This window comes from Novosphingobium pentaromativorans US6-1, from assembly GCF_000767465.1.
In the GTDB taxonomy this organism is placed as follows: domain Bacteria; phylum Pseudomonadota; class Alphaproteobacteria; order Sphingomonadales; family Sphingomonadaceae; genus Novosphingobium; species Novosphingobium pentaromativorans.
On the sequence record NZ_CP009291.1, the window covers coordinates 129,066 to 146,895 of the forward strand.

18 protein-coding genes are annotated in these 17,830 nt (G+C 63.6%); 5 read left to right on the forward strand and 13 right to left on the reverse strand.

Annotation, left to right across the window (positions count from 1 at the left end):
* Window positions 1–60 precede the first annotated feature (60 nt).
* The 6 genes from rpsD to rpiB all read right to left on the reverse strand — a co-directional run bounded on the left by rpsD (window position 61) and on the right by rpiB (window position 4,139).
* Window positions 61–675, reverse strand: a complete 615-nt coding sequence (rpsD, locus tag JI59_RS00585) for a 30S ribosomal protein S4 (RefSeq protein WP_007010962.1) — start codon at window positions 673–675, stop codon at window positions 61–63.
* A 226-nt stretch (window positions 676–901) separates the two neighbouring features.
* A complete protein-coding gene (locus JI59_RS00590) occupies window positions 902–1,627 on the reverse strand; it encodes an RNA methyltransferase (RefSeq protein WP_007010961.1) in 726 nt (241 codons plus the stop codon).
* Window positions 1,620–2,117 carry a transcriptional regulator NrdR gene (gene nrdR / locus JI59_RS00595; RefSeq protein WP_007010960.1) on the reverse strand — a complete coding sequence of 166 codons (498 nt, stop codon included), beginning with the start codon at window positions 2,115–2,117 and terminating at the stop codon, window positions 1,620–1,622. Before nrdR ends, JI59_RS00590 begins: the two co-directional genes overlap by 8 nt.
* A gap of 33 nt (window positions 2,118–2,150) precedes the next feature.
* Window positions 2,151–2,378, reverse strand: coding sequence for a hypothetical protein (locus JI59_RS00600; RefSeq protein WP_007010959.1), 228 nt, complete (start codon window positions 2,376–2,378; stop codon window positions 2,151–2,153).
* Window positions 2,379–2,382: 4 nt separating this feature from the next.
* Window positions 2,383–3,681, reverse strand: a complete 1,299-nt coding sequence (gene glyA, locus JI59_RS00605) for a serine hydroxymethyltransferase (protein ID WP_007010958.1) — start codon at window positions 3,679–3,681, stop codon at window positions 2,383–2,385.
* A gap of 20 nt (window positions 3,682–3,701) precedes the next feature.
* Window positions 3,702–4,139, reverse strand: a complete 438-nt coding sequence (rpiB, locus tag JI59_RS00610) for a ribose 5-phosphate isomerase B (protein ID WP_007010957.1) — start codon at window positions 4,137–4,139, stop codon at window positions 3,702–3,704.
* A gap of 289 nt (window positions 4,140–4,428) precedes the next feature.
* Between rpiB and JI59_RS00615 the strand changes: the two genes are divergently transcribed.
* A complete protein-coding gene (locus tag JI59_RS00615) occupies window positions 4,429–5,889 on the forward strand; it encodes a catalase (protein ID WP_420845485.1) in 1,461 nt (486 codons plus the stop codon).
* Window positions 5,890–5,988: 99 nt separating this feature from the next.
* Here JI59_RS00615 and rpoD read toward each other — a convergent pair whose 3' ends face one another.
* The 3 genes from rpoD to JI59_RS00630 are packed head-to-tail and all read right to left on the reverse strand — an operon-like array spanning window position 5,989 to window position 10,424.
* Window positions 5,989–8,016: an RNA polymerase sigma factor RpoD gene (gene rpoD / locus JI59_RS00620; protein WP_007010955.1), complete on the reverse strand. Its 2,028-nt coding sequence runs from the start codon at window positions 8,014–8,016 to the stop codon at window positions 5,989–5,991.
* A 41-nt stretch (window positions 8,017–8,057) separates the two neighbouring features.
* Window positions 8,058–9,941: a DNA primase gene (dnaG, locus tag JI59_RS00625; RefSeq protein ID WP_007010954.1), complete on the reverse strand. Its 1,884-nt coding sequence runs from the start codon at window positions 9,939–9,941 to the stop codon at window positions 8,058–8,060.
* A gap of 30 nt (window positions 9,942–9,971) precedes the next feature.
* Window positions 9,972–10,424: a GatB/YqeY domain-containing protein gene (locus JI59_RS00630; RefSeq protein WP_007010953.1), complete on the reverse strand. Its 453-nt coding sequence runs from the start codon at window positions 10,422–10,424 to the stop codon at window positions 9,972–9,974.
* Window positions 10,425–10,583: 159 nt separating this feature from the next.
* On the opposite strand from JI59_RS00630, the gene carA reads away from it, so the two are divergent.
* The 4 genes from carA (at window position 10,584) to greA (ending at window position 16,135) form a co-directional block, all read left to right on the forward strand.
* Window positions 10,584–11,750 (forward strand): glutamine-hydrolyzing carbamoyl-phosphate synthase small subunit, encoded by a 1,167-nt coding sequence (carA, locus tag JI59_RS00635; RefSeq protein WP_007010952.1) that lies wholly within the window; start codon window positions 10,584–10,586, stop codon window positions 11,748–11,750.
* Window positions 11,747–12,052 carry a hypothetical protein gene (locus JI59_RS00640; RefSeq protein WP_007010951.1) on the forward strand — a complete coding sequence of 102 codons (306 nt, stop codon included), beginning with the start codon at window positions 11,747–11,749 and terminating at the stop codon, window positions 12,050–12,052. Before carA ends, JI59_RS00640 begins: the two co-directional genes overlap by 4 nt.
* 179 nt (window positions 12,053–12,231) lie before the next feature.
* On the forward strand, window positions 12,232–15,555 hold the full coding sequence (gene carB, locus JI59_RS00645) for a carbamoyl-phosphate synthase large subunit (RefSeq protein WP_007010950.1): 3,324 nt from the start codon (window positions 12,232–12,234) through the stop codon (window positions 15,553–15,555).
* Window positions 15,556–15,658: 103 nt separating this feature from the next.
* Window positions 15,659–16,135: a transcription elongation factor GreA gene (gene greA / locus JI59_RS00650; protein WP_007010949.1), complete on the forward strand. Its 477-nt coding sequence runs from the start codon at window positions 15,659–15,661 to the stop codon at window positions 16,133–16,135.
* A gap of 96 nt (window positions 16,136–16,231) precedes the next feature.
* Here the strand turns inward: greA and JI59_RS00655 are convergent, their stop codons facing one another.
* The 4 genes from JI59_RS00655 to JI59_RS00670 form a co-directional block, all read right to left on the reverse strand.
* Window positions 16,232–16,453 carry a DUF4170 domain-containing protein gene (locus JI59_RS00655; RefSeq protein ID WP_007010948.1) on the reverse strand — a complete coding sequence of 74 codons (222 nt, stop codon included), beginning with the start codon at window positions 16,451–16,453 and terminating at the stop codon, window positions 16,232–16,234.
* Between the two features lie 126 nt (window positions 16,454–16,579).
* Window positions 16,580–17,107, reverse strand: coding sequence for a hypothetical protein (locus JI59_RS00660; RefSeq protein ID WP_007010947.1), 528 nt, complete (start codon window positions 17,105–17,107; stop codon window positions 16,580–16,582).
* The gene (locus tag JI59_RS00665; protein WP_007010946.1) at window positions 17,100–17,417 is read right to left on the reverse strand and encodes a hypothetical protein; all 318 of its coding nucleotides are present in this window, start codon (window positions 17,415–17,417) and stop codon (window positions 17,100–17,102) included. Before JI59_RS00665 ends, JI59_RS00660 begins: the two co-directional genes overlap by 8 nt.
* A 4-nt stretch (window positions 17,418–17,421) precedes the next feature.
* Window positions 17,422–17,802, reverse strand: coding sequence for a phage holin family protein (locus tag JI59_RS00670; protein WP_007010945.1), 381 nt, complete (start codon window positions 17,800–17,802; stop codon window positions 17,422–17,424).
* Between the last annotated feature and the right edge of the window lie 28 nt (window positions 17,803–17,830).

The following is a 17,830-nucleotide window of genomic DNA, read 5'->3' on the forward strand; positions in this document are numbered from 1 at the left end:
AAAAGGGCGGCCCCGGAAGGACCGCCCTCTTGCTGAATTCCGTCTCCGGAAAACCGTGACTTAGCGCGAGTAGAACTCGACGACCAGGTTCGGTTCCATCTTCACCGGGTAGGGCACTTCGTCGAGCGAGGGCACGCGAACGAAGGTGACCTTGTCGTTGCCGTCGGGCGCGACATAGTCGGGAACTTCACGCTCGGGCAGGCTCTGCGCTTCGATGATCAGCGCCATTTCCTTGGCCTTGTTGCCGAGGCTGACGACGTCACCGACCTTCACGCGACGCGAAGCGATGTTGCACTTCACGCCGTTGACGCGGATGTGGCCGTGCGAAACGATCTGGCGAGCCGCGAAGATCGTCGGCGCGAACTTGGCGCGGTACACGATCATGTCGAGGCGCTGTTCGAGCAGGCCGATCAGGTTCTGACCGGTGTCGCCCTTCATCTTCGACGCTTCCTGGTAGGTGCGCTTGAACTGCTTCTCGGTCACGTCGCCGTAGTAGCCCTTGAGCTTCTGCTTGGCGCGCAGCTGGATGCCGTAGTCCGAAAGCTTGCCCTTGCGGCGCTGGCCGTGCTGGCCCGGGCCGTAGCTGCGGCGGTTGACCGAGCTCTTGGGGCGACCCCAGATGTTCTCGCCCATGCGGCGGTCGAGTTTGTACTTGGCGCTCTTGCGCTTCGACATGTGTCGTCTCCGTTCTGCTTGTCGCCAGGCCACCTTGGCCAGCGATCCGTGTTGTCCCGGGGCGCACCAACCAGCCGTACTTCGCTGGTTGCGGCCGCCGCTTCACCGGGGTGCGGGGCCGAATGGACGGATCTGCCGAAACAGGCAGGCGCCATGTGAAGGCGTGGCCCTTACGGGGTTGTCAGGGAATGTCAAGCGCGCCGAGGCATTCGCGCGCGAAACCGGCTCAATCGCGCTTGCGCCGGGCGTCCTCCAGCGTGCTGAGAATGCCGCGCAAGGTGCGTACTTCCAGGTGATTCCAGCCCGGCTTGGTCAGCAGGTTGCGCAAGGTCAGGCGATTGGCCGCCGCACGCGTTTCGGGCCAGAAGTAGTTCTTGGTCTCCAGGAAACGCTCGAAATGGCCGATCAACCCTTCCAGTTCATCCTGCGGGGCCGGGGGGAGCAGCTCTTCTGCCGTCGGCTGTGCCAGATCGGCGCCCTTCGACCATTCGTAGGCGCACAGGATCACCGCCTGCGCCAGGTTGAGCGAAGCGAATTCCGGATTGATCGGAACGGTCAGGATCGCGCGGGCCAGCGCCACGTCCTCGGTTTCCAGGCCCGAGCGTTCCGGTCCGAAGACATAGGCGGATCTGCCCGGCGCGGTATGGATTTCGCGCGCAGCCTGCTCGGGTGTGACCACCGGCTTGGTGACGCCGCGCTTGCGAACGGTCGTCGCATAGACATTGGCGCAGTCGGCAACGGCCTCGGCGAGCGTTTCGTAAACCTGCGCTCCATCGAGCACCTGGTCGGCGCCGGCGGCCGCGGGCCCGGCGGAGGGGTTCGGCCAGCCGTCACGCGGCGAGACGAGCCGCATTTCGGTAAGCCCGAAGTTCAGCATGGCCCGCGCGGCCTTGCCGATGTTCTCGCCCAGCTGCGGACGTACGAGGACGATGACGGGCTGGTTATCAGCCATTGGTGGTCGTTCCTTCATCCTCGGCGACGTCGCGCACGGTTCCGGCGAATTCCTCGAAGTCCCTTGCCTCGTTGAAGGCACGGTAGACCGAGGCAAAGCGGATGTAGGCGACCGAATCGAGCTGGCGCAGCCCGTCCATCACCATTTCGCCGATTTCGCGGGAGGCCACTTCGGCTTCGCCCGAGGTTTCGATCTGGCGCTGCACGCCGGAAACGAGCTGGTCGATCTTTTCGCGGTCGATACCGCGCTTGCGGCAAGCCAGCGTGACCGATTGCTCGATCTTGGAGCGGTCGAAAGGCTCGCGCCGCGGCTCCTCGTTCTCGCCGCCGGTCTTGACCACGGTGATCTCACGAAGCTGGACGCGTTCGAAAGTCGTGAAGCGCGCGCCGCAGCTGGAGCACTGGCGGCGACGGCGGATCGCGGTGTTGTCCTCGGTCGGGCGGCTGTCCTTGACCTGGGAATCGTCGTGGGCGCAGAACGGACAGCGCATTTACGAGGGAACTTCCTTGAAAAGAGGGCGCGGTCAGTCGGGCCGGACGCGCTTGTAGAACTTGTATCCGGCACCTGCGGCAAGGCCGAGGCCGATCGATACGAAGGGCAGCATCGCGCCTGCAACCGCACCCATCGCCCCCCAGACGAGCACCGGCCTGGTCGAAGGATGGTCGAGACCGTCCTGGAGCATTCCGGCAAGCTCATGGCGCGCATCGCTGACGAAGCTGCCATTGTCCTGGGGGCGACGGGGGGCGGTCATCGTATCAGTCCTCGTAGATCGGGAAGCGGTCACACAAGGCTTCTACGCGTACGCGCACGTTCTGTTCCACTTGCGCATCACCTTCTTCGCCGCACTTGGCCAGACCGTCGAGCACGTCGGCGACCATGTTGCCGATCTCGCGGAATTCCTCGACCCCGAAGCCGCGGGTGGTGCCCGCAGGGGAACCGACGCGGATGCCGCTGGTCTTCATCGGCGGCAGCGGGTCGAACGGAATGCCGTTCTTGTTGCAGGTGATGCCGGCACGCTCGAGCGCTTCGTCGGCGTCCTTGCCGGTCACGCCGAGCGGCGAGAGGTCGATCAGCGCAAGGTGCGTGTCGGTGCCGCCCGAGACGATCTCGGCGCCGCGTGCCTTGAGCGTTTCGGCAAGGGCCTTGGCGTTCTCGACGACCTTCTTGCTGTAGTCCTTGAAATCGGGACGCAGCGCTTCACCGAAAGCCACGGCCTTGGCGGCGATGACATGCATCAGCGGACCGCCCTGCAGGCCGGGGAACACGGCAGAGTTGATCTTCTTGGCCAGCGCCTCGTCATTGGTGAGGATCATGCCGCCGCGCGGACCGCGCAGGGTCTTGTGCGTGGTGGTGGTGGCGATGTGCGCGTGCGGGAACGGCGAGGGGTGCACGCCCGCGGCCACGAGGCCCGCGAAGTGCGCCATGTCGACCTGGAACAGCGCGCCCACGCTGTCGGCGATCTCGCGCATGCGCTTGAAATCGATCACGCGCGGATAGGCCGAACCGCCGGCGATGATCAGCTTGGGCTGGTGTTCCTTGGCGAGAGCCTCGACCTGGTCGTAGTCGATCAGGTGGGTGTCCTTGGTCACGCCGTACTGCACCGCGTTGAACCACTTGCCCGAAAGCGCGGCGCGCGCGCCGTGGGTGAGGTGGCCGCCGGCATCGAGGCTCATGCCCATGACCGTATCGCCGGGCTTGACCGTCGCGAGCAGGACCGCACCGTTGGCCTGTGCGCCCGAGTGGGGCTGGACGTTCGCGAAGCCGCAGTCGAAAAGCTGCTTGGCGCGTTCGATGGCCAGCGTCTCGACTTCGTCGGAAGGCTCGCAGCCCTGGTAGTAGCGCTTGCCCGGGTAGCCTTCGGCGTACTTGTTGGTGAGGACCGAGCCCTGCGCTTCAAGCACGGCCTTGGAGACGATGTTCTCCGAGGCGATCAGCTCGATCTGCTTGCGCTCGCGCTTGAGTTCCTTGCCGATGGCCTTGGCGACGGCAGGATCGCTGTCCGCGATCGTGTCGGTGAAGAAGCCGGGGGAACGGATGGCAGTTTCGACGGTCATGTTCGTTGGACCTCTTCGGATCAGCTTTTGGGGTTGGAGAGTTTCTCGACGCGCCCGGCGTGGCGACCACCGCCGAATTCGGTCGAGAGGAATGCGTCCAGGCAGGCCTTGGCCATGTCCTCGCCGGTCAGGCGTGCGCCCATGGCGATGACGTTGGCATCGTTGTGCTCCCGCGCGAGGATGGCCGACAGCGGCTCCGAGACGAGCGCGCAGCGGCACTTGGGATCGCGGTTGACGGCGATCGAGATGCCGATGCCCGAACCGCACAGCGCCACGCCAAATTCGGCGGTGCCGTCGGCAACGACCGAGGCGAGCTTGTAGCCGTAGTCGGGATAGTCGACGCGGTCTGCGGTTTCAGGGCCGAGGTCTGCGACTTCGTGGCCGAGGTCGATGAGGTATTCGCGCAGCGTCGCCTTGAGGTCGACGGCGGCGTGGTCGGATGCGATGGCGATGCGCATGTTCGTTCCGTGGCAGTTCCGGGAATCGGGTTCGCGACGCGCCTTAGTGCGATACGCCCCGGAAGGCCACCGCAATAAGACCTCGGCGGTGACATGGAGTGTCCGGCGGGATTTGGCAAGAACGGGCCGGGATGAGGACTTCTCCGGATCGGCCTCGGAACTACCGGCGCGTTCGGCGTGTTGGGTAGGGGTATCGCAAACCCAGTCCGGAGGACACGACCTTGGCCGACGAAACCATTCCCCCACGACCACCGATGCCGGCATTCGCGTCCAGAGCGACGAGCATTCCCTGACTGTGGGACGCGACGGACCGATCGTACTCAACGACCATTATCTGCTTGAGCAGATGGCGAATTTCAACCGGGAGCGCATTCCCGAGCGCCAGCCCCACGCCAAGGGCAGCGGGGCCTTCGGTCATTTCGAGGTGACCAATGACGTCTCGCGCTACACCAAGGCGAAAGTCTTCCAGCCCGGCGCCAGGGCCCAGACCTTGGCCCGCTTCTCTACCGTTGCAGGTGAGCGCGGCAGTCCGGACACCTGGCGCGATCCGCGCGGCTTTGCCGTGAAGTTCTACACCGAGGACGGCAATTTCGACATGGTCGGCAACAACACGCCGATTTTCTTCATACGCGATCCGATGAAGTTCCAGCACTTCATCCGCAGCCAGAAGCGCCGCGCCGACAACGGCCTTCGCGATCACGACATGCAGTGGGACTTCTGGACGCTTTCACCGGAAAGTGCGCATCAGGTTGCCTATCTCATGGGCGACCGCGGCGTACCGAAAACCTGGCGAGAGATGAACGGCTATTCCAGCCACACCTACTCGCTGGTCAATGCCTCGGGCGAGAAGTTCTGGGTGAAGTTCCACTTCAAGACCGATCTCGGCGACGGGAATGCCTACCTTTCCCAGGATGAGGCCGACGAGATGGCGGGAAAGGACGGCGACTTCCATCGGCGCGACCTGTTCGATGCCATTGCGCGCGGCGACCATCCGAGCTGGACGCTCTACTGGCAGGTCATGCCGTTCGAGGACGCGAAGACCTATCGCATCAATCCCTTCGATCTCACCAAGGTCTGGCCGCATTCGGACTATCCCCTCATCGAGGTCGGCAAGCTCACGCTTGACCGCAATCCGACCGATTTCCATACCGAGATCGAGCAGGCCGCGTTCGAGCCCAACAACATGGTGCCCGGCATCGGCCTGTCTCCCGACAAGATGCTGCTCGCACGCGGGTTTGCCTACTCCGATGCCCATCGCGCGCGACTGGGCGTGAACTACAAGCAGATTCCGGTGAACAAGCCGCAGTGCCCGGTCTTCAGTTATTCGAAGGATGGGGCAGGACGTACCGAGAACGTGTCCGATCCGGTCTATGCGCCCAACAGCTACGGCGGTCCGGCCGCGCAGCCCGACCTCTCCGGCGAAGCGGGCCTGTGGTACGCGGACGGGGAAATGGTGCGCTCGGCCTATACGCCGCGCAAGGATGACGACGATGTCAGCCAGCCCCGGGCGCTCATCCGCGACGTGATGGACGATGCCGCGCGCGCAAGGCTCGTGATGAATATCGTCGGCCACCTGTGCGACGGGGTGTCGGAGAAAGTTCTCACGCGCGCGTTCGATTACTGGAAGGCTATCGACGCGGAGACCGGTGAGAAAGTCGAAAAGGGCGTGCGCGAGAAACTGGGCGGCAAATCCAAGGCACCCGGAATGGCCTCGGCCGAAGCGATTGCGGAGCACGAGCCTGCCGAATAATCGGCCTTTCCCGCATGACGAAGAAAAGCCCTGCTTCGGCGGGGCTTTTTTGTGGATTGCGGACAAGAAAAACCCCGCCGAAGCGGGGCTTTTCCGTCATCACTGGTCCAGGAACGAGCGCATCTTGCGGCTGCGGCTCGGGTGTTTGAGCTTCCTCAGCGCCTTGGCCTCGATCTGGCGGATACGTTCGCGGGTCACCGAGAACTGCTGGCCGACTTCTTCCAGCGTGTGATCGGTGTTCATGCCGATGCCGAAGCGCATGCGCAGCACGCGTTCCTCACGCGGGGTGAGGCTGGCAAGCACGCGGGTGACCGTTTCCTTGAGGTTCGCCTGGATCGCCGCGTCCACCGGGATGATCGCGTTCTTGTCCTCGATGAAATCGCCCAGGTGCGAATCTTCCTCATCGCCGATCGGCGTTTCGAGGCTGATCGGTTCCTTGGCGATCTTCATCACCTTGCGGACCTTCTCGAGCGGCATCGAGAGACGCTCGGCCATTTCTTCCGGCGTCGGCTCGCGGCCCTGCTCGTGCAGGAACTGGCGGCTTGTGCGCACCAGCTTGTTGATCGTCTCGATCATGTGGACCGGGATACGGATGGTGCGGGCCTGGTCCGCGATCGAGCGGGTGATGGCCTGTCTGATCCACCAGGTCGCGTAAGTCGAAAACTTGTAGCCGCGGCGGTACTCGAACTTGTCGACCGCCTTCATTAGGCCGATGTTGCCTTCCTGGATGAGGTCCAGGAACTGCAGGCCGCGGTTGGTGTACTTCTTGGCGATCGAAATCACCAGGCGCAGGTTCGCCTCGACCATTTCCTTCTTGGCGATGCGCGCCTCGCGCTCACCCTTCTGGACCATGTTGACGATGCGGCGAAACTCGGGGAGCGCCATGCCGGTGGCAGCGGCGATGTCCGAGACTTCCGATCGGATACGTTCGACCGAATCGGCCTCGTTCTCGGCGAAAGCGGCCCACTTCTTGTCCTTCCTGGACATTTCCGGGAGCCAGGTGTCGTCGAGTTCACGGCCGACGTAAGTGGTCAGGAAGTCCGCACGCTTGACCTTGTGACGTTCGGCAAGGCGCAGCATCTGGCCGCCCAGCGTCGTCAGGCGGCGGTTGAAGGCGTAAAGGTTGTCGACCAGATATTCGATCTTGGTCGCGTGGAACTGAACCGATTCCACCTGCGCGGTCAGTTCCTCGCGCAGCTGCTGGTAGTGATCTTCCTTGGCGGTCGGGAAATCGATGCCGAGCGCGAGAGCGTCCAGACGCTCGGACTGCAGCCTTTCGAAAGCCTGGAATAGTTCGGTGATTCGCGCGAACTTCTCAAGCGCTTCGGGCTTGAGGGCCGCTTCCATCTGCGCGAGGCTGAGGGTGTTGTCTTCCTCGTCGTCGTCGCGCTGGCGTTCGCTGCGGCCTTCGCCGTTCTCGCCGTCCTCGCCGTCGGCCGATTCCTCTTCTTCCTCGTCGTCGTCTTCCTTGTACGAGGGGCCGGCGGTGGCTTCGCTGATCTCGCCGTCGTCGTCGCTCTCGCCGTCCTCGTTGAGGCTTTCGGGAGCCGGTTCCTTTGAAAGCATGGCGTCGAGATCGAGGATCTCGCGCAGCTGCATTTCACCGTTGTTGAGCGCCTCGGACCACTGGATGATGGCGTGGAAGGTGATCGGGCTTTCGCACAGGCCCAGGATCATCATGTCGCGGCCGGCTTCGATGCGCTTGGCGATGGCGATTTCGCCCTCGCGGCTGAGCAGCTCGACTGCGCCCATCTCGCGCAGGTACATGCGCACCGGGTCGTCGGTACGCTCGACCGTTTCCTTCTTCTTCGTCTCGGCGACCATCTTGGGCGCCGATTCGTCTGCATCGACTTCTTCGACGTCGTTGTCGTTATCGTCGTCGCTCTGGCCGTCCTCGTCGCTCTCGACGATGTTGACGCCCATCTCGGAGATGGCCGCCATGATGTCCTCGATCTGCTCGGAAGACATCTGGTCCTGCGGTAGGGCTTCGTTCAGTTCGTCATAAGTGATCACACCGCGGCGCTTCGCGCGCGCGATCAGCTTCTTGATCGAAGCTTCGTTGAGATCGATCAGCGGAGCGTCGGTGCCGTCGTTCTTGTCGCCGCTGTTGTCGTCGTTTCTGCTCATTCCACCGCCGTTAATTCGTGCCGAACACCACGATTATACAATCAGGAGCCCGCCTGTCTTGTCGCCATTTGCCTGAGGCGACTGTCAAATTCCAGCTTTCTCTTGAGCAGGCGCTGCTGCTCGGCAAAGGCCTCGTCGGACAACTCGCTTTCAAACCGCGTAGTCGCTTGGGCCAGAGCCGCTTCCAGAACCGGACGCTCTACCAAGAGATCAATGGCCTGCGCCAGATCGGATACCGCCTGTTGCTCGTTTGCTTCCGGATGGAGAAAGCTGAAACGAAGGCCTGAATATTCCGCGGTTCCGGGCGGCTGCAAACCATTTTCCGTCAATATGGTGCCCAGCGCGCCGCTTTCAAGCGCGTCTTCGGCATCGCAGCAATCGAGCAGGGCTTCGAATCGCGGATCTAGGCCGGGTGTGCGGGCCAGCGCCTCGGCATGGCGGGCCAGTTGCGAAGGCCAGCGGATCAGGCCGGCAAGCACTGCTGCCGACAGCGCATCGCGTGCCCCGCTGCCTGAGCCTGCGTCGAAACGGCGCTTGAGCCGGTCAATCGATTCGGGGCTGGAGGGGGCCGGGGCAGGGCGCCCGTTCCACTTGCCGCGCGGTCCGGAGCGGGTGAACCCGCCGCCCTTCTGTCCGCCGCCTTGCCAGCGATTCTCGCGGCGCGGGAATGCGAACTCGGAATAGCGGTCGAGCAATTCGCGGCGATAGAGGCTGGCGATGTCGGGGTGCTGGATCGCCTCGACATGCTCGATCAGGCGAGCCTTCAGGCCGGCCTTGTCCTCGGGGGTGACTAGGGGGTGCGAATCGCGTTCGAATTCCCAGAGTACTTCGACGAGGCTGCGCGCGCCCTCGAGGATCTCTTCCAGGGCCCTTACTCCGCGCGCCTTGATGAGGTCGTCCGGGTCGAGGCCCTCGGGCAGGCGCACGATGCGCAGCGAATGGGCGGGGCGGAGCAGGGGCAGGGCGCGCGAAATCGCCCGCATTGCCGCGCGCTGGCCCGCGGTGTCGCCGTCGAAGCACAGGATCGGCGTTTCGACCTGGCGCCAGAGCATTTCGATCTGGTGTTCGGTCAGCGCCGTGCCGAGCGGGGCGACGCATTCGCCGATGCCTGCCGCAGCCAGCGCGATGACGTCCATGTAGCCTTCGACGACGATCATCCTGCCGCTCTGGCGTGCCGCCGGCGCGGCGCGGTGCAGGTTGTAGAGCGTGCGGCCCTTGTCGAAGAGCGGGGTATCGGGTGAATTCAGGTACTTGGGGGCGTCCGACTTCTCCTTGGTGAGAATACGGCCGCCGAAAGCGATGACGCGGCCGCGCGCGTCCTCGATCGGAAGCATCAGGCGCCCGCGGAAGCGATCGTAGGGATCGCGGTTCTCCACGGCGATGCGCAGGCCCGCCTCGATCAGCATCGGTTCGGGGAACTTGCCGAGCGCTTCCTTCATCGCCTGCCGCCCTTCCGGGGCATAGCCGAAGCCGAAACGGGCGACGGTATGGGCATCGAACCCGCGTGTGGCGAGGTAGGCGCGGGCTTCCTCGCCCTGGGGCGAGGACAGGTTCTGCACGAACCAGTCCTGCGCCGCATACATCACGTCATGCAGTGTGTCGCGCTTTTCCGCGGCCTTGGCGGCGCGCGGGTCGGGGGCTGGCACGTCCATGCCGGCTTCGGCCGCGAGTTCCTTCACGGCATCCATGAAGTCGAGGCCCTGATGGTCGGTCATCCAGCGAATCGCGTCGCCATGAGCCCCGCAACCGAAGCAGTGATAGAAGCCCTTTTCGTCGTTGACGGTGAAGCTGGGCGACTTCTCGTTATGGAAGGGGCAGCACGCCTTGTGCTCGCGACCTGCCTTCTGCAGGCGCACGGAGCGGCCGATCAACGCCGAGAGCGTCGTTCGGGACCTGAGCTGGTCTAGCCATTGCGGTGTGAGCACGGATCGTGCCGCCGTTTCCTGTGAAGCCCGTCAGCTCAGCGCCGCCTTCACCCAGCCGCTGGCCTTGCCCATGTCGAGCTGGTTGCCGTGGCGCGCCTTCAGTTCGGCCATGACCTTGCCCATGTCCTTCATGCCTGCCGCGCCGGTTTCGGCCTTGATCGATTCGATCGCGGCCTTCGTTTCGTCTTCGGACATCTGCGCGGGCAGGAACTCCTCGATCACCACCAGTTCGGCGCGTTCGTCAGCGGCACGTTCGGGGCGTCCGCCGTCCTCGAAGAGTTGAATCGATTCGCGGCGCTGCTTCACCATCTTTTGCAGCACCTCGATGACGAGGTCGTCGTCTTCCGGTTTCTTGTCGACGGTGCGAAGCTCGATGTCGCGGTCCTTGAGCTTGGCAAGGATGAGTCGCACGGCGGCAAGGCGCGGCTTGTCGCCGGCTTTCATCGCGGAAATCTGCGCGGCCTTGATCGAATCACGAAGCATTGTTTTTCTTTTGTCCTGAGGTTGGCGATTAGATTAGCGTATAAAACTAGCAAGACGCGCGCCAATTTGCACCCGCTGCCTTGACGCGCTGCACAAGCGTCTCTAGCGCGTGGGCCTTAGCACTAAACGTTAGAAACGCCGTAAACGGAGCGACCCACCATGGCCGACGCCGCATTTTCGCTTGCGCCCAAACCGGAAGGGGCGACAGGCGTGCTTGTCTTGAGTGACGGGCACGTCATCTGGGGTCGTGGCTTCGGCGCTGTCGGCAATGCCGTCGGCGAAGTCTGCTTTAATACCTCGATGACCGGTTACCAGGAAGTGATGACCGATCCTTCCTATGCCGGACAGATCGTCACCTTCACTTTCCCCCACATCGGCAACGTCGGCGTCAACGACGAGGATCTTGAATCCAGGGTCGACAGCGCTGTCGGTTGCGTCGTCCGCGAGGACGTCACGCCTTCGTCTAACTTCCGCGCGGAAGGCGAGTTCGGCGATTGGCTCGCAGCCAAGGGCAAGATCGGCCTTGCCGGTGTCGATACCCGCGCCCTGACCCGCCGCATCCGCTTGTCGGGCGCGCCCAATGCAGTGATCGCGCACGATCCCAAGGGCGAGTTCGATATTCCGGCGCTGATCAAGAAGGCGCAGGAGTGGCCGGGCCTCGAAGGCATGGACCTTGCCAAGATCGTCAGCCGCGAACACCAGGAGGGCTGGGAAGGCTCTACCTGGACGCTCGGCCAGGGTTACGGCCGCTCGCCGCGCGACGAACGGCCGCATGTCGTCGCGATGGATTTCGGCGCCAAGGACAACATCTTCCGCAACCTGGTGAAGGCCGGCGCGCGCGTGACGGTGGTTCCCGCCGAGGCGACGCTGGACCAGGTGCTCGAGCTGAAGCCCCAAGGCGTGTTCCTTTCCAATGGCCCGGGCGACCCGGCGGCGACCGGCAAGTATGCCGTTCCCGTCATCCAGGGCCTGCTTGAGCGCGACGTGCCGATCTTCGGCATCTGCCTGGGGCACCAGATGCTGGCGCTCGCCGCCGGTGCCAGCACATCGAAGATGCACCAGGGCCACCGCGGCGCCAACCACCCGGTCAAGCGCCTTGCCGACGACGTCGTCGAGATTACCTCGATGAACCACGGCTTCGCGGTCGACAATGCAACGTTGCCCGATACCATCGAAGAGACTCACGTCTCGCTGTTCGACGGTTCGAACTGCGGCATCGCGATCAAGGGCAAGAAGGCGTTCGGCGTCCAGTATCACCCCGAGGCAAGCCCGGGGCCGCAGGACAGCTTCTACCTCTTCGAGAAGTTCGTGGGCGCGCTGGCTTGAAGGCTGGCCTCGCTCTTCTGGTCGGCGCGGCCGGCCTGCTTGCGGGATGCGAAGCGCCTCCCGTCAAGCCGGCATTGAGCGATGCCGATTTCAAGGCTGTTTCCGACAAGTGCGGTGTAACCGCAGCGTCGATCAGCCTGAAGGGCGATGAAGTCTCGTTCGAGCCGCACAGCCAGGCGGACCGAAGCCGGGCTGCCTGCGTGTTCAAGGCGATCCGCGAACGCTTCCCGGCGGCGCGGATCGGCATTCCGGATGCGGCCGATGGGAAATCGCAGGACACTTCGAACGGAGTGACCTCATGATTACCGGCGTTTCGCAACCCATCGTTTCCTGCGATGACGGACAGGCACATGGTCCGGCAGTTGCAGGAACAAGAACCAAGGTCGGAGCCGAAGACCTGCCCTGACAGGTCCCGGCATCCGGCAACCCGGTCGCCTCAGGGCGGCTTTAACTGTAAGCACACTTCCAAGGCAGGAAACCCATGCCCAAGCGCACAGATATCTCCTCGATCCTCGTCATTGGTGCCGGTCCCATCATCATCGGCCAGGCGTGCGAGTTCGACTACTCGGGCACGCAGGCGATCAAGGCGCTCAAGGAAGAGGGCTACCGAGTCATCCTCGTGAACTCGAACCCGGCCACGATCATGACCGACCCGGACATGGCCGATGCGACCTATGTCGAGCCGATCACGCCCGAGATCGTCGCCAAGATCATCGAGAAGGAACGCCCCGATGCGGTGCTGCCGACGATGGGCGGGCAGACCGCGCTCAACTGCGCGTTGGCCCTGTTCAACGACGGCACGCTCGAGAAGTACGGCGTCAAGATGATCGGCGCCGATGCCGATGCCATCGACAAGGCCGAGGATCGCCAGCGCTTCCGCGAGGCGATGGACAAGATCGGGCTCGAATCCGCACGCTCGGGCGTCGCCCATACGCTCGAAGAGGCCTACGCAGTGCTTGAGCGCACCGGGCTTCCCTCGATCATCCGCCCCAGCTTCACGCTTGGCGGTACCGGCGGCGGCGTTGCCTACAACAAGGCAGAGTTCGAAGCGATCGTCCGCTCGGGCCTCGATGCCTCGCCGACCACCGAAGTGCTCATCGAGGAAAGCCTGCTGGGCTGGAAGGAGTACGAGATGGAGGTCGTGCGCGACAGGCACGACAACTGCATCATCATCTGCTCCATCGAGAACGTCGATCCGATGGGCGTCCATACCGGCGACTCGATCACCGTCGCCCCGGCGCTGACGCTGACCGACAAGGAATACCAGATCATGCGTACCGCCTCGATCGAGGTTCTGCGCGAGATCGGCGTCGAAACCGGCGGTTCGAACGTGCAGTTCGCGGTGAACCCGAAGGACGGCCGCCTCATCGTCATCGAGATGAACCCGCGCGTCTCGCGCTCCTCGGCGCTGGCGTCGAAGGCCACCGGCTTCCCGATCGCGCGCGTCGCTGCAAAGCTGGCAGTGGGCTACACGCTCGACGAGATCATGAACGAGATCACCGGGGCCACGCCGGCCTCGTTCGAGCCGACCATCGACTACGTCGTGACCAAGATCCCGCGGTTCGCCTTCGAGAAGTTCAAGGGTTCCAAGCCCGAACTGACAACGGCGATGAAGTCGGTCGGCGAGGTCATGGCGATCGGCCGCAACATCAAGGAATCGATGCAGAAGGCCCTGCGCGGCCTCGAAACCGGCCTCGACGGCTTCAACCGCGTGCCGGAACTCGAAGGGGCAGGGCGCGACACGATCACTGCGGCGCTTTCCAAGGCAACGCCCGATCGTCTGCTCAACGTCGCCCAGGCGATGCGCGAAGGCTTCAGCGTGGATGAGATCCACGCGATCACTTTCTACGACAAGTGGTTCCTGCGCCACATCGAGGAAATCATCGCCGAAGAGGCGAAGGTCATGAAGGACGGCCTGCCGATCGATGCTGCCGGCATGCGCCGTCTCAAGTCCATGGGCTTCTCTGACAAGCGCCTTGCCACGCTGGCGGTGCGCTCGGTCCATGTCGCAGGCGGTCTCGGCGAGACCCAGGCGAAGCGCTCGGGCCTTCTCCATGACGCCCTGCGCGCCATGGCAGGCGCAACCAGCGAGGACGAAGTGCGCCAGCTGCGTACCAAGCTCGGCGTCCACCCGGTGTTCAAGCGGATCGACTCCTGCGCGGCCGAGTTCGAGGCGATCACGCCCTACATGTACTCGACCTACGAGGCGCCGTTCTTCGGTGAGCCCGAGGACGAGGCGATGCCGTCGGACCGCAGGAAGATCGTCATCCTCGGCGGCGGTCCCAACCGCATCGGCCAGGGCATCGAGTTCGACTACTGCTGCGTCCATGCCTGCTTCGCGCTCGACGATGCCGGCTATGAGACGATCATGATCAACTGCAATCCCGAGACCGTTTCGACCGACTACGACACCTCGGACCGTCTCTACTTCGAGCCGCTCACGGCTGAGGACGTGCTGGAAATCCTGCGCGTCGAGCAGCAGAAGGGCGAACTCGTCGGCGTCATCGTGCAGTTCGGCGGGCAGACTCCGCTCAAGCTCGCCGATGCGCTCGAGAAGGCGGGCATTCCGATCCTGGGCACGTCGCCCGACGCGATCGACCTTGCCGAAGACCGTGAGCGCTTCGCCGCGCTGGTCGAGAAGCTCGGCCTCAAGCAGCCGCTCAACGGCATTGCCCGCAGCCGCGACGAGGCCGTCGCGGTCGCCAACCGCATCGGTTATCCGGTCCTGACCCGTCCCAGCTACGTGCTGGGCGGCCGCGCGATGGAGATCGTCGACAGCGAACAGCAGCTCGACGACTACATCGCCACCGCCGTGCAGGTCTCGGGCGATAGCCCGGTGCTGATCGACCAGTACTTGCGCGATGCCATCGAGTGCGACGTCGATGCGCTGTGCGATGGCGATCAGGTCGTTGTCGCAGGCGTCATGCAGCACATCGAGGAAGCGGGCATCCACTCGGGCGACAGCGCCTGCACGCTCCCGCCCTACAGCCTGCCCGACGAAATCATCGAAGAGATGGAGCGTCAGGCAGAAGCCCTCGCCAGGGGGCTTGGCGTGCGCGGACTGATGAACGTCCAGTTCGCGGTCAAGGACGGTGAGGTCTACCTCATCGAAGTGAACCCGCGTGCCTCGCGTACCGTGCCTTTCGTTGCCAAGGCCATCGGCCAGCCGGTCGCCAAGATCGCCGCGCGCGTCATGGCGGGCGAAAAGCTGGCCGACTTCCCGCCGTTCAAGCGCAAGCTGGACTACTTCGCGGTCAAGGAAGCGGTGTTCCCCTTCGCGCGTTTCCCCGGCGTCGATCCCGTGCTCAGCCCGGAAATGAAGTCGACCGGCGAAGTCATGGGTATCGACACGGACTATCCCACTGCCTTCGCAAAGGCGCAGCTCGGCGCGGGCATGCGCCTGCCGACCGAGGGTACTGCGTTCGTTTCGGTGAAGAACAGCGACAAGCCGCACATCCTGCCTGCCGTGCGCAAGCTGGTGGACGAGGGCTTCCGCATCATCGCCACTTCGGGCACGCAGAAGTACCTCGCCGATGCGGGTATTCCGGTCGAAATGGTGAACAAGGTGGCCGAAGGGCGTCCGCACATCGTCGACAAGATCATCGACGGTGAGATCTCGCTGATCTTCAACACCACCGAGGGCTGGCAGAGCCTCAAGGACTCGCAGTCGATCCGCGCTTCGGCGCTGACGGCCAAGGTCTCGATCTTCACCACGGCTGCTGCGAGCGTGGCTGCAAGCGAGGCAATTGCGACGATTCGCGGGAGCCAGCTTGAAGTGCGCTCGTTGCAGGATTATTATAACTGAAATCGATCTTGCCTCCCCACATCGCTGCAGATCGGCCCCCGTGCCTCAAGGGACGGGACCGGCGAGTAGTCTGCAGCAAGGGAGGCAACAGGAGGAATTATTGATGGCCAGTATAGAAAAGCTGCCCATGCTCGCCGAAGGGTATGAGAGGCTGACCGCAGAGCTGAAGGCCCTGCGCGAGGAGCGTCCGCGGATCGTCGATGCCATCGAAGAAGCGCGCGCGCATGGCGATCTTTCCGAAAATGCAGAATATCACGCGGCCAAGGAACGTCAGGGCCAGGTCGAGGCGACCATTGCCGACCTGGAAGACAAGGTCAGCCGCGCGCAGATCGTCGATCCCAAGACCCTCTCGGGTTCGAAGGTGATCTTCGGTGCGACGGTGACTCTGCTCGACGATGACGACAAGCCGGTGAAATACCAGATCGTCGGTCCCTACGAAGCGGACGCGAAGATCGGCCGGATCAGCTACAACTCGCCGCTCGGCAAGGCGCTGATCGGTCGTCAGGTCGAGGACGAAGTGGAAGTGACCGTCCCGGCGGGCGACAAGTTCTACCTCGTGCAGAAGATCGAATTCATCTGAGTCAGCGGAGCCCCAGTGGCTCCGTCTTGCGCAGATACGAAAAAGGCCGGCGAGTTCGCCGGCCTTTCTTCGTTCTGGGCCTGTCGGTTCAGCCGTTCAGCCTTGGGGCAGTTCGGGCTCGAGCAGGCGATGAAGGTGAACGATCACGTACTTCATCTCGGCGTCGTCGACCGTGCGCTGGGCATTGGAGCGCCAGGCTTCCTCTGCCGAGGCGTAGTCGGGGAACACGCCGACGAGATCGATGTTCTTGAGATCTTCGAATTCGAGGCTGCGCGGGTCCGAGACCCGGCCGCCCATGACGAGGTGAAGCTTTTGCATGCGAGAGGACCGCTTTCCTGTTGGGAGGAGCGATCCCTATAATTTTTGACAGGCTCAAGGGCAAGGCTTCATCGCAATCGATATTCGCCCTATATGATATTGCGAACTATTATCAAATTAGGCGCTTTAGCGCTTTGCCCGCTTTTTGATTTCACCCGCCATATCGACGATTTCATGGCCCTTTTCCGCAGCCGCTTCGCCAACCTCTTCAGCCTTTTTCGCGGCGGCACGGCCGAAGGCGCTGACGGCTGCAACGGCGGCGAGCGCCAGCTTCTCTATCCCGGCGGCGGTCGCGCTGGTCGCCTTTTCGGCTGAACTGGCCAGCCTGCCTGCGGATTCCCGCGCATCGGCGCCCAGTTCCTGCGCCTTTTCCGAAGTCTCCCGGCCGAACATGGCCGTAGCCGCGCCGGCAGTCTCAGCCAGCTTGATGGCGCGACCGGCGAGCTTGCGACCGGCCTTGCGCGGCAACAGGGCGCTGGCAGCCGCGCCCAGAACCAGTCCGCTCGCAACGGTAATGACCGGGTGCTTCTTGACGAAACCGACGACCTTTTCACGCGGGGTCGGTTCGGCCTTCGCCGGGGTCAGCGGGACGACATTGTTCGCATCCATTGCACTGGTCGGGATCTGCGGGGTGTTGGGATCGCTGTCAGTCATTGTCCGCTTCCTTCTTCCATTTCGCATCCGGGCCGAGTGCAGTGTCGAACCAGGCCATGATCGGGTTCCTTAGAAACCAAAGCATGAGCGCGGCCAAGGTTCCCCCGACCACGCCCGGGTTGCTCTCGGCAATGTCGACGGCTTCATCGAGCATCTCCCTGGCCTGCTCGATGGATTCATCGATCACCCGCCCGGCAATGCCGCGCTTTTCCATGTCGGCCTTGATCGCGCCGTAACGTGCATCGAATGCCGTGCGCGCGGCATCGCGCATGGCCCTGTCCGCTTCGAGCTGGCGGGCTAGATTGCCCATCGGACTATCCCCTGTTGTCGGAAATGGCGTTCAGCATGGCTTTGAGTTTCGCCTTTGCGGCAAGCGCGCAGGCGGCGGCGACAAGAACAAGCGTTCCGGTAACCGCCAGCATTGCACCCCATGGCCCAAGGACCGGCCCGAGCGCGATAACGGCGCCCACGACAAGGGCCATCGCTGCAAAGAACAGTACGACGAGCGCAACCACCCCGAGCAGGGCAATGCCCTTGGCCTCGGCGCCGGCATAGGCTGCGCGCGACTTCTGGAAGGCGAATTCGGCTTCTGCCAGGACCCGGGCATCCTGCGCCAGCTGACGCAAGTCTTCGGTAAGCGTCACCGTCTCTGCCTCTTCGGGCGCAGGGACGAGTTCAGGTTTTGCTTCGGCCATGCTGATCAGTCAGTCTTGCCCGGCGCCA